The sequence below is a fragment of the Marinomonas sp. CT5 genome, from assembly GCF_018336975.1.
Classification (GTDB): domain Bacteria; phylum Pseudomonadota; class Gammaproteobacteria; order Pseudomonadales; family Marinomonadaceae; genus Marinomonas.
Genome location: NZ_CP025572.1, coordinates 818,889 through 833,073 on the forward strand (window position 1 = coordinate 818,889; position 14,185 = coordinate 833,073).

A 14,185-nucleotide genomic window follows, 5' to 3' on the forward strand; every position below is an offset into this window, starting at 1 on the left:
GTTTAAAGGAATCGAATGTCTCATTCTTCTAATTCAACTCATCAAGACAAAGTGCTGGAAGCTTGGCAGCAACGCATGTTGGTTAATTCGCCAAACCCTAACCCTAATAAGGAATGGTTGTCACAAGTGGAAGAGGCGCCATTATTTCCTGAATTAGCGATTGTCGATGCGCATCATCATCTATGGGATCGCTCTGGCTTTCGGTATTTATTGGAAGAATACGTGGATGACATCGGCTTTAGTGGCCGCAATGTGGTGGCTTCTGTCTTTGTGCAATGTCGCTCTATGTATCGCCAAGATGGGCCAGAGAAGATGAGGCCAGTTGGAGAAGTGGAGTTTGTCCGTGGCATAGCTGCGCAAGCTCGTAGTGGTTATTACGGCAAAACAGAAGTGGCAGCGGCCATTGTCGGTGGTGCGGATTTGTTATTAGGGCGAGAAGTCGCGCCTGTACTCGATGCCATGCAAGAAGCCGGAGGGCATTTGTTTAAAGGCGTGCGAACGCCTGTTGCCTCCCACCCTGACCCCGTTATTCGTTCCAACCCTGTGCCAGTGCCTGAAGGGCTTATGCTCACAAAGGCGTTCATCGCTGGGGCAGAGCAGTTAGTACAGCGAGACTTGTTATTGGATTTGTGGGTATATCAAACCCAATTGACGGAAGTGGCGAGGCTGGCCCAAGCCCAACCTGAGTTACGCATTGTTATTAACCATGCGGGTGGTCCATTAGGTCTTGGATCTTATCAGTTTGATCGCGATCGGCATTTTGCTGATTGGCGAGCTGCGCTTACTGAATTGGCGGATTGCCCTAATGTGTTTATTAAATTGGGTGGGTTCGGTATGCCGATAATGGGGTTTGAATTCCATTTAAAATCGCGTCCGCCTTCTTCTATAGAGCTGGCTAGTTGTATCGCTCCTTATATCAACACTTGTATTGAGCTGTTTGGTCATGAGCGTTGTATGTTCGAGAGTAATTTTCCTGTCGATAAGGGGAGTTATTCCTATGGCGTGTTGTGGAACGCCTTTTGTCGAGTCGCTGAGCACTGGAGTGTTCAAGCACGCAACCAAGTGTTTCAGGCAACCGCAAGTTGTCTGTATCAAATTGATAGGAAAGAGTGATTTTAAAAAGAGTTCTGCTACAAGGTAATACCGTAAAAAATGGGCAGTAAATGATGTCATTCGCTGCTTGGTTATTCACATAAAATAAATCTAAAAGGTGAAACATGAAAAAAATGAAACCGACTTCCGTGATTTCTGCTTTGGTGTTGGCGACGTCACTGTCTGCATCATTAAGCTTTGCAAGCGAATACCCAGATAAAACGATCGATGTGGTGGTGGGCTATTCTGCTGGTGGCGGAACCGATGTCATGGCTAGAACGATTGCAACGCATTTGGAAGACTATCTTGGAAAAGACGCCGCGGTGGTGGTGAAAAATCACCCAGGTGCTGGCGGACAAATTGGTTTTACAAAAGTGGCGACTGCCGATGCAGATGGTTATACCCTGGGGACGATGAACCTGCCAGCGGCATTAGCTCTAACCTATGACCGTAAGGCAGACTACAATGCAGAAAGCTTTACGTGGTTGGCGAATTTTGTCTCTGATCCTAATACCTTGGTGGTGAGCAAAAAGTCAGGTATCACTTCTGTTGAGCAATTAATTCAGGTTGCTCAGGATAAGCATGGGGCGATGACAGTGGGGTTGGCGGCACTGGGTGGTAATGATCACTTTTCAGCCATTCAGTTTGCGAAAGCGGCCAATATTAAGTTAACGCATATTCCGTTCAAAGGTGCTGCTATGGCGCGTACTTCCATTTTGGGTGGGCACGTCAATATGGGCACTATGGCTTTTAGTCAAACGGTCGGTTTCGATGATGAGTTACGCGTGTTAGCTGTTCTGTCTGATAAACGCTTGCCTCAAGCGCCAAATATCCCAACGGGCAAAGAGGTAGGCTACAATGTTGTTATGGGCTCTTATCGTGGCTTGGTTGCTCCTGCCGGTCTACCAGATGCGACTCTTAAAAAATTAAGAGCATCGTTAGATAAGCTGTCAACAGACCCTGAATTTCTAGCAGATATGAAAAAGCGTGGCACGCCAGTTCAATATACTAGCGGTGTTGCCTATGAAGCGTTGGCGGAAGAGCAGAACGCAATCGCTAAAAAAATCTGGCAAGAAACGCCTTGGAAGTAAATTGTTGTGAAAACTAAACGAGGGGGAGGGCAATCTTGACCCTCGTTTTATACTTTCATTCTTCTTTAAGATGCTGCATTGGCTCGTGGGATGCCATGTAAGCCGCACTGTTCGGCCAAATGATTATGTAACTCTTCGATAATGACTTTTCGAGGGTTGGTGATGCGTTCCACAATGCCTATTTTTCGTGAAATCTGTGGGGAACCAAATTCAATTTTCTTCAGGCTGGCCATTTCCGGTTCTTGAAGAAACATATGCGGCACGACACTTATGCCCAAGCCACTACGCACGCAAGTAATGAGTGCATTAATAGTGTCTACTTCAGCGACGTCATTGGTAATGACTCCCAAAGCGGAAAGCTCTGTATCAATCACATTGGCCAAGGGCACCGCACTTTTGAAGCGAATAAAGGGGGATTCGTTGAGCATGTCTTTCAGTGGTAGCACTTTCATATCCTCTGGCAAAACCACCCAAAGTGGTTCGTCTAAAAATGGCTGCCAATTCAAATGCTGAGGAATACTAATATGTTCCGCAATGATGGCGGCATCCAAATGACCTGAAGCCACATCTGAAACCAGTTGTGAAGAAAGACCGATACGCAGGTTTGTTTTTAAATCAGGGTATTTTGAACGCATTTTGACCATGGCTCCCGGTACCACATTCACCGCGCTTGAACGCACTGAACCAATCATTAAGGTGCCAGAGATTAGATCCCCTCGAAGTGACGACTTCGTATCTTCTTCCAATCGAATGATCTTGCTTGCCATTTCAACCACTTCTAAACCTTGTGGTGTGAAAGTAGGTGGTCGAGTGCTTCGATCAAATAACTCGGTTCTAAGTTCTTGTTCTAATGAAACTACTTGCTGACCAACTGCCGCGGCTGTCAGATTTACTCTTTCTGCAGCTTGAGAAAAAGTGCCGTACTTTTGGATAGCGAGCAAAGTTTTTAAATGCCTAGTGTTCATATATAAAGAAAACCTTTAGTAAAGGTAAAATATTATTCGATATATTAAATTAAATCTTTTTTGTAGTCTATTTGCATTAGGTTTTAAGCGTTTTTACTAAATGTTAAGACGTTTTTTAATAACAGTTTTTCTAAACGATGATAAAAACAATATGACAACAAAAAATATCCTTGTTACAGGCCCTAGCTTGGCGCCTAGTGCAACCAAATTTTTAGAAGAAAAGGGTTATACCCCTATTCATACTCCTCCTTACGCAGACAGCGATGTGATTGCCAGTTTGCTCCGTGAAACGCAAGCAGTCGGTATTATTTCCCGTATGGGTCGCTTGGATGCCGATACCCTTGATGCGGGTCTTCCTCATTTAAAAGTTATTGCTAAGCACGGTGTTGGTGTGGATAACATCGATATCGAAGCCGCGGCGCAACGTAACATTCCGGTTGTGGTTGCGACGGGGGCAAATGCGGTATCTGTGGCAGAGCACTCTATTGCGTTGATGCTTTCTACAGTGAAGCGAGTGTTGCCTCTAGATAATAGTCTTCGAGCAGGACGTTGGGAAAAACCTGGGTTCTCTGGTGTTGAACTGGCGAATAAAAATATGGGTCTTTTTGGTATGGGGGCAATCGCTCAAGCTACCGCGAAGATGGCGAAAGGCTTCGGACTGAATTTATTTGGTTATGACCCTTATGCTAATGATGCTGTGTTTGCTGAATATGGCGTGACTCGCTGTGACACCATTGAAGCCTTGCTAGAGAAAAGCAATGTGCTAAGTCTACATTGCCCACTAACTGAGCAAACTCGCGAGATTATTAATGCCGAGAATATTGCTCGTATGCCAAAGGGCAGTTACATCGTCAATACGGCTCGTGGTGGTTTGATCGATGAGGCCGCTTTAGTTGCCGCAATTCAATCCGGTCATCTTGCTGGTGCAGGGCTTGATACTTTCGCAGTAGAGCCACCAACAGCGGATCACCCATTCCTAAAAGAAGACGCCATTGTTGTGACCCCTCATATTGGTGGTGTCACAACGGAAGGCAGTACTCGAGTCAGTGAAGATGCCGTCGCTGGTGTCGTGGCGATTGCCGAAGGTGACCGCCTACCAGCACATCGCATTATTAACCGCAAATTGTTAGCAGATTCAGCACAGTTTGTGCAGCAAGGAGAATAAAAATGTCTATTGGTTTTCAAATATTGAAACGTGAGCGCAAAGCCTCAGAAGAAATGATTAAAGCCTTTACGGGACTTCCTGTAGCGAATGTTTCTGACTCAATGAACCGTGTTTTTGCTGCGGGCCCGACACTTCGTCCAATGCACGCATCTGGCGCGATGATTGGTTCTGCCATCACAGTGAAATCTCGTCCAGGTGATAACTTGATGCTGCATAAAGCCATTGATATGGCGGAGCCAGGTGATGTGATTGTGGTTGATGCTGGTGGTGATTTAAGCAACGCCTTGATGGGTGAACTTATGTTGGCTCACGCTATTAATCGTGGTGTTGCAGGCTTTGTTCTTAACGGTGCTATCCGTGACTTGGATGCTTTCGTAGAAACGAATCTGCCGACATTTGCAGCAGGTGTAACGCACCGTGGTCCATATAAAGATGGCCCTGGTGAAATCAATGTACCGATCAGTATTGATGGCATGGTCATTAACCCAGGCGATATCGTGATTGGTGATTGTGATGGTGTTTTAGCTGTGCCACTAGATCACGCTGAAGCTATTCTCGCCAGCACAATGGAAAAACAAGACAAAGAAGTAAAACAAATGGCCGCAATCAACGCCAGAACGAATGACCGTAGCTGGGTTGATGTTGCTCTTAAAGAAAAAGGCTGCAAATTCCCAGAATAAGCAGCAAGTTTTTAGCTAGCCATTTAATGTTAAGTGGCTAGCTATTGGCGTGTTTAAGTCTTAGGAAAGACTTAAACAACAGAAAGGGGGATTGCCCCTCGACTAAACCTAAAATCTCCGGAGAAGACGCATGTTCAATTATAAAAAGAAAGTTGCGCTTATGAGTGCCTTATTATTCGCATCGGGTGCTGCATTAGCTGAGTACCCAGAAAAACCGATTACTTTAATTGTTGGGTTCTCAGCAGGTGGTGGCACAGACGTTATGGCGCGTAATGTTGCACCTTATGTTGAAAAGTACCTAGGTAATGATGCAAGCATTGTAGTGAAAAACATGCCTGGTGCCAGTGGTCAAATAGGTATTACTGAAGTGGCTCATTCTGATCCTGATGGTTACACCATTGGTACGTACAACCTTCCTGGTATGATGGCACGTACATTGGATCGAAAAGCTAAGTATACAGCGGACAGTTTCACCTTTCTTGCCAATATCGTTAGTGATCCAAACGTGATCGTGACATCTAAGAAGTCCGGCATCACTAGTGTTCAACAATTGATTGAAGCAGCTAAGAAAGCCCCTCGCTCTATTACTGTTGGTATGTCTAGCCTTGGCGGTGATGATCACCTTGGTCTAACCAAATTTCAAAATCTTACCGATACCCAATTCACTATCATTCCTTTTAAAGGCTCTTCCGCTGCACGTACTGCCATCCTAGGTGGACACGTTGCTGCCGGTGTTTTGAATATTTCAGAAGTGGCGGCTTTTAAAGATGAGCTTAATGTCATTGGTGTGGCGAAAGCGAAGCGTTCTGAGTTTGCTCCGGATGTCAAAACCTTTAAAGAGCAAGGTGTAGATTTTTATAACGGTGCATTGCGTGGTTTTGTTGCACCAGCAGGTTTGCCAAAAGATGTGGAGCTAAAACTACTTGAGGCGTTTTCTCAAGCAGCGAGTGATCCTGAAATGTTAGCTAAAATGAGGGCGACGGCTAATCCAGTCGAAGCGTCTATCGGCCCTGATTTTAAAAAGCTAAATGGTGAACTGTATAAATTAGCGAAACAAGTGTGGGAAACCACACCTTGGAAATAACGTATACCGTGCGGAGGATTACCTCCGCACAATTATTTACCTAATAGGTAGTGGCTTGTGATGAATAATAACAATACAAAACCATTGTTGCGGCCGATGATAGTAATTGCATTCTGCATTTTTATTGCATCAGCTGCGTTCCTCATTCCAGCATTGAAGTTGACAGGTAATGCTTCGTTGTTACCCGTTGCTATGCTGATCGCTTTAATGGTGTTGTCTGTCATTTTAGTTGTGACTGACATTAGAAAGGCTCGAACTAATACCGAGCCACATAAACCGGCTCTGCAATCGCCAGGACGTGTATTTGGCGCGTTGTTGTCCGTTTTTGTATTTGTCACCAGTGTTGATTTTTTCGGGTTTTATCTGACTACGGCTATTTTTGTGCCGCTAGCGGCGTATCTTTTTGGTTGTCGAAGCCTAAAAGTGCTAGTGGCAGCGGATGTTATTGTGGTTGCAGGTATTTATTTGATCTTTGGTATGGCGATGGCTAAAGATTTCCCGATGGGTTCTATTTGGTAGAGGTGACAGATTATGTATATGGATCTTATTTCAGCTCTTCCGAGCGTACTCACGTTAGATAACTTTTTTGCCATTGTGATCGGGGTTTTATCCGGTATCGCAGTGGGTGCTATGCCTGGTCTTAGTGCGACCATGGCTATCTCTGTTTTGGTGCCTTTTACATTTGGTCTAGACCCATTAGTGGCGTTGGGCTTGATGGCCGGTATTTATAATGGGGCCATGTATGGTGGTGCAATCCCAGCCGTCTTGTTACGTATACCTGGCACTCCTGCGGCGGTAGCAACCAGCTTTGATGGTTACCCTATGGCTCAGCAAGGTCGTGGCGGTTTCGCATTGCAAATTGCGGTGGTTTCTTCTGCAATTGGCGGTATTGCTAGTGCGTTGGCTTTGATGTTACTTGCGCCACCATTGGCAAAAGTCACGCTACTATTTGGCCCATCAGAAGTCTTTTGGATCGCTGTATTTGGTTTGTGCAGTATTATCTTTTTGCTAGGTGAAAGCCCAATAAAAGGTTTGATTAGTGCGTGCTTTGGGATTTTTGTCTCCATGGTTGGTGCAGACCCTATTACCAGTGAAGACCGTTTTACGTTTGGACAACTGGAGTTACTGGATGGTATCAACATGGTTATTTTGTTGGTTGGCCTTTACGCTATGCCACCAGTAATCGATTTGCTTGAGCAACCACTAGATACCAAAGAAGCGGGCAAAGCGCTTAAAACGGAATCGTTACTACGCAGCTTACCTAAGATGTTTCGTTTCTGGAAAACCTGGTTACGCTCATCTCTAATCGGTGTATGGATTGGTATTTTGCCAGGTGCCGGTGGTTCAATGGCGGCGTTCATGTCATACAATGAAGCGCGTCGTGCCAGTAATAACCCAAGCGAGTGGGGTCAAGGTGAACCTGAAGGGGTCGCAGCCTCTGAAACCGCCAACAATGCTGATACGGCATCTGCTCTTATTCCTGCTTTGACACTAGGTATTCCTGGTACAGCAGTCGCCGCCGTTATGCTCGGTGGTCTGTTGGTGCACGGTTTACAGCCTGGGCCAATGTTATTCCGCGATAATCCGGACATTGTTTTCGGCTTTATGTGGCAGTTCTTGTTCGGTGCTATTTTGTTGATTTTCCTTGGTGGTTCCTTAGCAACAAATAGCTTCTCTCATCTATTAAAGCTTCCTCGTCCAGTATTAGGGGCCATCATCATAGTGTTGATGTTTATCGGTGTGTATTCGATTAACGAACGCATGTTCGATGTTTACCTAATGTTGGGATTTGGCTTAATTGGCTATGTCATGGATAAGTTTAAATTTCCATTACCTCCTGTGGTATTGGGTTTGATCTTAGGTGGCTTTGCTGAAGAAAATCTACGCTTAACGCTGTTGATTGGTCAGGGGCAGTGGTCTGCTTTGTTTGCCAATACAACGAGCCTAGTGTTGGTGGCGATGACGATTGCTGTTGTCATTGGCCCAATGATCAAGCGTCGTCTTACCAAAAATCGTCAATCTAAAGGGGAATGATCATTTAGTTAGGCAAGGGGCTGCTTTTTAATGAAGCGGCCCCTGCTTTAGTAAGTACTCAAGAACCTTCCCTAGTTTTGTTAACAATAATAAATAAACTGAAATGCTACGGAGACTTATATGACTTTAAAAATGCTTGTTGCTAGTGCCATTATGGCTTGTTCAGTTGCAGCTCATGCGACCAATTGGACTGGTTACACCTATTCTTCTGTATCAACAACGGCGGCGGTGAAAGGGATGAACCGCATTAGTGAGCGTGTTGCTGCTGAAACCGATGGGGATTTAAAAATCAAAATCCACCTTGGTAAAACCCTGCAAATTAAATCCTCTGATATTACTCAAGCGGTAGGCGATGGTATTGTTGATTTTGCTGCTGACTTTTTCTTTTCTGGTAACGTACCGATTGCACGCGTACTGAATTTACCAATGTTAATTAATAACAACCAAGAGTGGAAAAAAGCCTACGCGGCGATGCAGCCAATGCTTGAAGACGCTTTTGCACAGCAAGATGTTGTGTTGCTAGGCGGGTATCGTTATCCACAACAGGTCTTTTTTACCACTTTTCCGGTTAATCAACTGAGTGACATCAGAGGTCATAAGATCCGCGTAACATCCCCTGAACAAGGTCATTTTGTTGAAGCTTTTGGTGGTTTGCCTATCACGCTATCTGGTAGTGAAGTACCCACTGCGCTTGAACGTGGCGTGATTGATGGCGTGTTAACGGCCAGTGCTGGTGGTGCTAAGAAGTGGCATGAATTTTTGCCAAATAATTACCGTTTTGCGGTGAACTACGGTAACTCCATGATCATCGCGAACATGGATTCTTTTGAAGATTTAGATAAGAAAGACCAAGCAACACTTCGTGCCATTGTTTCTGAAGAAGGCGAGAAAATTTCAGCTGAATTCATTGAAGATGAAAAAGCACAAATGGCTTTTCAGAAATCGAAAGGGATGACCATCGCGATGCCTGCTGACGGCGATGCTAAAAAGGCCAATGATTTACTTCGTCCATACTGGTCTGAGTGGGCAAAAGACAATGGCCCTCAATACGAAGAAGCATTGGCATTGGTCCTAAAAGCGATTGGTAAGTAATTATGCATTCCGAGCAACCTTTGAAAGGTGTAGCGCCCGCTGCACCTCTTTTTAATATTTTGGGTAAAAGCATTGGCGTGCTTTCTTCCGTGATACTGTGTGCGTTGGTCACTCTTGTGTCATTAGAAGTCTTTTTGCGATCGGTATTTGGTTACTCACTTGGTTTTGTTGAAGAGGTGACTGGGTATTTAGTGGTTGCGCTCACTTTATTTGGTGCGGCAATGGCTGTGCGAGCAAATTCTTTGTTCCAAGTACAAGTGGTGTTTGATGTTTTACCGCTTAAGTTAAAAAGGTTGCTTGGTACGCTATTTACACTTGTTGCCATTGTTATTTGTGTTGTCTTGGCTTGGAAAACCTTTGGTTTAGTCGAAAGCTCGTTTGGCCGTGGGAAGTTCGCGCCAACTGTATTGCGTACACCTTTATGGATACCACAAATGCTTTTACCTTTAGGTTTTACTGTCATTGGGGTGTTCCTACTGGAGCATCTCCTTATTCTGTTACGCATGAAAGAAGGCCATAACTAATGGAAGGCATTTTAATATTTGGTCTTCTTGTAGGACTTATTATTGGTGGGATGTGGGTGCAGTTTGCTGTTGCCAGTGCTGGACTCGCATACCTATGGGCAATTAAGGGCTTTGCTGGCTGGAAAGCTTTAGGCATAGTAAGTTGGGGCTCTGCGAATAGCTTTACCCTTGCTGCTATTCCGTTATTTATTTTAATGGCGGAAATCTTATTAGGGTCAGGGTTAAGTTCTCGACTTTATAACGGCGTATCGCCATTTGTGCGTCGCTTACCTGGTGGTTTGTTGCATACCAATATTGCTGGTAGCGGTATATTTGCCGCTATATCAGGAGGCAGTGCGCCAACGGCGGCGGCGATGTCGACAGTCGCGTTACCAGAACTGTCTTCACGTGGTTATAACGTCCGCTTGGTTTCTGGATCATTGGCGGCCGGGGGAACCTTAGGGATTTTGATTCCGCCTTCGATCACCATGATCATCTATTCAACCTTTACTGAAACATCGATCGCGCAACTATTTTCCGCTGGCTTATTGCCGGGGATTTTGTTGGCTGTGTTTTACATGGGCTTGATTATGATTCGATGCATCATGAATCCAAGCTTGGCACCTGCTGATAAAAGCAAGTTAACCTTTAAAGAACTTTACACCGCCGCTCTGGATGTACTGCCGTTCTTGATGCTGATCTTTATTGTTTTGGGCAGTATTTATGGCGGTATTGCCACACCAACGGAAGCTGGGGCTGTGGGCGTTTTAGGTGCCATGTTAATCGCAGGTATATACAAACGTTTGAACCTTGCTCTGCTGCAGAATGCGTTATCCCGTACGATCAAAATGAGCGGTAATATCCTGTTTATTGTTTTCACTTCGATGATTTTTGCTTACGCAACGGCCTTGTCTGGAGCAGGTGAAACCTTGGTGAACTACTTACAAGATGCTGATGTTTCACGCATTGCGTTTCTCATTATTGTGATGGTGATTTTCGCTATCTTGGGCTGTTTTATGGAAGGTTTAGGGATGATCGCGATTATTGTCCCTGTGATTTTTCCTGCTTTGATGGCATTGGATATTAACCTTATTTGGTTCGGAGTGTTTGTCGTTATTTTGGTGGAGTTGGGTCAGCTCACGCCACCATTGGGTGTGATCCTATTTGTGGTTGCTAGCTCTTCTGACAAGGTTAAAGTAGAAGATGTTGTCTTAGGGACGCTGCCATTTTTCATTGTGATTGTGGCCTTTCTTTTCCTATTGATGGCATTTCCTGAGATCGCTTTGTATTTACCCTCATTAACAACAGGTTGATATCATGACGTATCCTCTTCCAGAACCCACTGTATTTGATGCAGACGTTTTTACTGAGTTGCCTGAATCTTTACGTCGTCCCAATGAGACTTCTTATTGGGCGACTCGAAATAAGCGTGGCGCGACGGTTGATAGTTTCATTGAAGGTCCATCATTTGATCGAGATGGCAATTTATACTTTGTTGATATTCCATTTGGTCGCATTATGCGAGCGGATCCAGCAGGAAATGTGTCGCAAATCGCGGAATACGATGGTCAGCCTAACGGCTTAAAAATTCATCAAGATGGGCGAATTTTCATCGCTGATTTTCAGAATGGCATCATGCAACTGGACCCGAAGACAGGGGAAGTTAAAGCGGTCTTGAAGGACTGTGATTCTGAAGGTTTTAAAGGCTGCAATGATTTGCACTTTGGCCCTGATGGTTCCCTGTATTTTACGGATCAAGGTCAGACGGGATTGCATGATCCCACTGGTCGAGTCTACCGTTGGCAGCCTGAGACAGGTGAATTGACTTGCCTAATTGATACGGCCCCTAGTCCAAATGGCCTGGTATTAGATGTAAACAGTCATGTTTTGTATTTGGCGGTAACACGAGCGAATGCTGTATGGCGATTACCATTATCTGAGAGTGGTCGCGTTAACAAAGCCGGCTTGTTTTTGCAGTTTAATGGCGGTCGTGCGGGGCCTGATGGCTTGGCACTCACGGCTCAAAATGGTGTCGTTGTTTGTCAAACTGGCATGGGCTTGGTTTGGGTTCATGATAATTTAGGGCGGCCAATTGCCATTGTTCGATCTCCGAAAGGTTTGGGGACGACTAACTGTGCTTTTGGTGGCAAAGATTTACGAACTTTGTTTATTACTGAATCAGATACAGGAACTATCTTGAAAGTGGAGTTTCCAGAAGAGCTGAATATTTCAGGACACCCTATGTATTCAGGTTATATGGGCAGTTAATCATGATGAGTGGTGCAATTTGTACGGGTAAATAACCGTCAAATTGCCCGCTCATGTAGTTTAGCCATCCGTAGATGATGTTTGGTTTTCATCTGAAAGATTAAATGTCGGTGCAAACACGGTTTTCCCCGGTTTTCCTGGGATCTCTTTGGCCAGTCTTGGCACCAAATACCCCGGCAACTCAGCCGCAACTTTTCCCATTAGCTCTTGAGCTTCTTCGATGGCAATATCAAAGTGTGCTGCGCCTTCCACTGGGTCTAGGGTGAACATGTAGTAAGGCAGGATACCCGCAGAAAAGACCGCTTCGCTCAAGTTGACCTGAGCCTCTACTGAATCGTTGACCCCTTTTAATAGTACCCCTTGATTGAGCAAGGTGACGCCAGCGCTTTTTAATTTATACGCAGCATTAGCCAGTTCTTCATCCATTTCATTGGCGTGGTTAATATGCCACACCATGACGATATCGAGGCGGCTGGCCTTAACCCACTCTAGCATGGCTTTGCAAACACGGTTTGGAATCACCACGGGGAGGCGCGAATGAATCCGCAGCCGTTTAATTTGTGGCAAGGCTTCGAGTTTACGAACTTTGTCAGCAAGTAGCGCGTCTTTCATCATTAATGGGTCGCCACCACTTATGATGACTTCGTTAATTTTGGGGTGATCTTTTAAATAGTCGATTACCGAGTTCCACTCAGCTTGCGCTAATTGATTATCGCCATATGGAAAATGACGGCGGAAGCAGTAGCGGCAATTTACTGCGCAAGTGCCTGTTGTAATAACCAGTAAGCGGCGTTTGTACTTATGCACTATGGCTTTTTGTGGGTTGTGATCGGCTTCTTCGAGAGGGTCTTTTGTATACCCCGCCACTTTTTGCATTTCAGCAAGACTGGGCAATACCTGCAATAGGAGCGGGTCACGAGCATTACCGTATTCAATACGCGACAAATAAGGGCGAGGTACCAATAATTTGAAGTTCTGGTGCGCTTCTATGCCTTGTTGAGCAAGGTCTTTTGGTAGACCTAAATGCTCAATTAATTCCGGCAGGGAGGTGAGGGCCTGTGACAGGTGTTGGGACCAGCTTAAATTGTTCTTTGTTTGAATAGGGATCACGTCAAATATCTGCAAAATTGTGTTGTTTTAGGTTATGATTGCGCCAACTTATTTTGGCCTAATTGGCCTGTGGCTCTCAGAGATCTTTGCAAACGCTCTTTTTTGGCTTATTTAACCTTATTAAATACCCTAAAAAGAAGTTTGCAGAGATCTTGGGACTGACATGATACGCCAGTCAGAGCCTTTTCTCTAAAAAATACACTGTGAGGATGTATGGCTAATATTTCTACCAGCGATATGCGCAGCGGCGCGAAAGTAATGGTTGATGGTGATCCATGTGCGATTATCGACAATGAACACGTTAAACCAGGTAAAGGCCAAGCTTTTAACCGTTTGAAATTGCGTAACTTACGTACTGGCCGAGTTTGGGAGCGTACGTTTAAATCTGGTGATACGTTGGAATCTGCCGATGTAATGGACACCGATATGGAGTACTTGTACACCGATGGCGAGTTCTGGCATTTCATGGCTGTTGATGGTTCTTTTGAGCAACACGCGGCAGATGAAACAGCGGTAGGTGAAACGGTTAAGTGGCTAAAAGAGCAAGAAAGATACGTTGTTACTTTATACAATGGAGCACCTCTGGCGGTTGCTGCACCGAACTTCATTGAGCTTGAAGTAAAAGACACGGATCCAGGTGTAAAAGGCGATACGGCTAACGGCGGCTCTAAGCCTGCGTACTTGGTGACTGGCGCTATGGTTCGTGTGCCATTGTTCATCAACATTGGTGAAGTTTTACGTGTCGATACACGTACTGGCGAATACGTTTCTCGCGCTACAGGTAAGTAATTCCTAGTTTAGTGCAATGTGTCGTCCTAAAATAAGTTGACGATTTTTTGTTAAGCCAGTATGGATTCCATACTGGCTTTTTCATGCACTTCTTCTGGTGTTTTCATATTAAGACTTAAGTGAGGTCGATACCTATTATAGATATCAATAGACTCACTAATATGCCTTTCTAATTCTTTAAAAGTTCTGCATCTTCCAATCAAAAATTCTTGCTTCAATATGCCATTCACCCTTTCTGCTAACGCATTTTGGTAGCAGTCATAGCCATCTGTCATCGACGGCTTTATTTTATTGCGTTGTAATTCTTTTTGA

General features: G+C 44.8%; 15 protein-coding genes. 12 read left to right on the forward strand and 3 right to left on the reverse strand.

What is annotated here, in order from left to right; genetic code table 11:
* The first annotated feature begins 15 nt into the window (after positions 1-15).
* Positions 16-1,113 (forward strand): amidohydrolase family protein, encoded by a 1,098-nt coding sequence (locus C0J08_RS03925; RefSeq protein ID WP_212654818.1) that lies wholly within the window; start codon positions 16-18, stop codon positions 1,111-1,113.
* Between the two features lie 104 nt (positions 1,114-1,217).
* Positions 1,218-2,183 carry a Bug family tripartite tricarboxylate transporter substrate binding protein gene (locus tag C0J08_RS03930; protein ID WP_212654819.1) on the forward strand — a complete coding sequence of 322 codons (966 nt, stop codon included), beginning with the start codon at positions 1,218-1,220 and terminating at the stop codon, positions 2,181-2,183.
* A gap of 65 nt (positions 2,184-2,248) precedes the next feature.
* Here the strand turns inward: C0J08_RS03930 and C0J08_RS03935 are convergent, their stop codons facing one another.
* Entirely contained in the window at positions 2,249-3,148 is a 900-nt protein-coding gene (locus tag C0J08_RS03935; RefSeq protein ID WP_212654820.1) for a LysR family transcriptional regulator, read from the reverse strand.
* 151 nt (positions 3,149-3,299) lie between these two features.
* Here C0J08_RS03935 and C0J08_RS03940 point away from each other — a divergent pair, with 151 nt between their 5' ends.
* The 9 genes from C0J08_RS03940 (at position 3,300) to C0J08_RS03980 (ending at position 11,974) form a co-directional block, all read left to right on the forward strand.
* Entirely contained in the window at positions 3,300-4,313 is a 1,014-nt protein-coding gene (locus C0J08_RS03940) for a hydroxyacid dehydrogenase (RefSeq protein WP_212654821.1), read from the forward strand.
* A gap of 2 nt (positions 4,314-4,315) precedes the next feature.
* Positions 4,316-4,993, forward strand: a complete 678-nt coding sequence (locus C0J08_RS03945; protein WP_212654822.1) for an RraA family protein — start codon at positions 4,316-4,318, stop codon at positions 4,991-4,993.
* A gap of 130 nt (positions 4,994-5,123) precedes the next feature.
* Entirely contained in the window at positions 5,124-6,077 is a 954-nt protein-coding gene (locus C0J08_RS03950) for a Bug family tripartite tricarboxylate transporter substrate binding protein (protein ID WP_212654823.1), read from the forward strand.
* Between the two features lie 60 nt (positions 6,078-6,137).
* Positions 6,138-6,596 (forward strand): tripartite tricarboxylate transporter TctB family protein, encoded by a 459-nt coding sequence (locus tag C0J08_RS03955; RefSeq protein ID WP_249344631.1) that lies wholly within the window; start codon positions 6,138-6,140, stop codon positions 6,594-6,596.
* Between the two features lie 12 nt (positions 6,597-6,608).
* Positions 6,609-8,111 (forward strand): tripartite tricarboxylate transporter permease, encoded by a 1,503-nt coding sequence (locus C0J08_RS03960; RefSeq protein ID WP_212654825.1) that lies wholly within the window; start codon positions 6,609-6,611, stop codon positions 8,109-8,111.
* Positions 8,112-8,231: 120 nt separating this feature from the next.
* A complete protein-coding gene (gene dctP, locus C0J08_RS03965; protein ID WP_212654826.1) occupies positions 8,232-9,203 on the forward strand; it encodes a TRAP transporter substrate-binding protein DctP in 972 nt (323 codons plus the stop codon).
* A gap of 2 nt (positions 9,204-9,205) precedes the next feature.
* Positions 9,206-9,727, forward strand: a complete 522-nt coding sequence (locus C0J08_RS03970; RefSeq protein WP_212654827.1) for a TRAP transporter small permease — start codon at positions 9,206-9,208, stop codon at positions 9,725-9,727.
* On the forward strand, positions 9,727-11,019 hold the full coding sequence (locus C0J08_RS03975) for a TRAP transporter large permease (RefSeq protein WP_212654828.1): 1,293 nt from the start codon (positions 9,727-9,729) through the stop codon (positions 11,017-11,019). Before C0J08_RS03970 ends, C0J08_RS03975 begins: the two co-directional genes overlap by 1 nt.
* A gap of 4 nt (positions 11,020-11,023) precedes the next feature.
* A complete protein-coding gene (locus C0J08_RS03980; protein ID WP_212654829.1) occupies positions 11,024-11,974 on the forward strand; it encodes an SMP-30/gluconolactonase/LRE family protein in 951 nt (316 codons plus the stop codon).
* Positions 11,975-12,034: 60 nt separating this feature from the next.
* Here the strand turns inward: C0J08_RS03980 and epmB are convergent, their stop codons facing one another.
* Positions 12,035-13,084 carry an EF-P beta-lysylation protein EpmB gene (gene epmB / locus C0J08_RS03985; RefSeq protein ID WP_212654830.1) on the reverse strand — a complete coding sequence of 350 codons (1,050 nt, stop codon included), beginning with the start codon at positions 13,082-13,084 and terminating at the stop codon, positions 12,035-12,037.
* A gap of 213 nt (positions 13,085-13,297) precedes the next feature.
* On the opposite strand from epmB, the gene efp reads away from it, so the two are divergent.
* Complete coding sequence (efp, locus tag C0J08_RS03990) at positions 13,298-13,873, forward strand: elongation factor P (RefSeq protein WP_212654831.1); 576 nt, start codon at positions 13,298-13,300, stop codon at positions 13,871-13,873.
* A 50-nt stretch (positions 13,874-13,923) separates the two neighbouring features.
* On the opposite strand, the gene C0J08_RS03995 is transcribed toward efp, so the two are convergent.
* Positions 13,924-14,185 (reverse strand): integrase core domain-containing protein (locus tag C0J08_RS03995; protein WP_212652994.1); only part of this gene is annotated, 262 nt, incomplete at its 5' end.

Coding starts and splice junctions, on each gene's coding strand:
- C0J08_RS03925 (WP_212654818.1), top strand. CDS start 16: ATGTCTCATTCTTCTAATTCAACTCATCAAGACAAAGTGCTGGAAGCT.
- dctP (WP_212654826.1), top strand. CDS start 8,232: ATGACTTTAAAAATGCTTGTTGCTAGTGCCATTATGGCTTGTTCAGTT.
- C0J08_RS03945 (WP_212654822.1), top strand. CDS start 4,316: ATGTCTATTGGTTTTCAAATATTGAAACGTGAGCGCAAAGCCTCAGAA.
- C0J08_RS03935 (WP_212654820.1), bottom strand. CDS start 3,148: ATGAACACTAGGCATTTAAAAACTTTGCTCGCTATCCAAAAGTACGGC.
- C0J08_RS03970 (WP_212654827.1), top strand. CDS start 9,206: ATGCATTCCGAGCAACCTTTGAAAGGTGTAGCGCCCGCTGCACCTCTT.
- C0J08_RS03950 (WP_212654823.1), top strand. CDS start 5,124: ATGTTCAATTATAAAAAGAAAGTTGCGCTTATGAGTGCCTTATTATTC.
- C0J08_RS03960 (WP_212654825.1), top strand. CDS start 6,609: ATGTATATGGATCTTATTTCAGCTCTTCCGAGCGTACTCACGTTAGAT.
- C0J08_RS03930 (WP_212654819.1), top strand. CDS start 1,218: ATGAAAAAAATGAAACCGACTTCCGTGATTTCTGCTTTGGTGTTGGCG.
- C0J08_RS03955 (WP_249344631.1), top strand. CDS start 6,138: ATGAATAATAACAATACAAAACCATTGTTGCGGCCGATGATAGTAATT.
- C0J08_RS03980 (WP_212654829.1), top strand. CDS start 11,024: ATGACGTATCCTCTTCCAGAACCCACTGTATTTGATGCAGACGTTTTT.
- C0J08_RS03975 (WP_212654828.1), top strand. CDS start 9,727: ATGGAAGGCATTTTAATATTTGGTCTTCTTGTAGGACTTATTATTGGT.
- efp (WP_212654831.1), top strand. CDS start 13,298: ATGGCTAATATTTCTACCAGCGATATGCGCAGCGGCGCGAAAGTAATG.
- C0J08_RS03940 (WP_212654821.1), top strand. CDS start 3,300: ATGACAACAAAAAATATCCTTGTTACAGGCCCTAGCTTGGCGCCTAGT.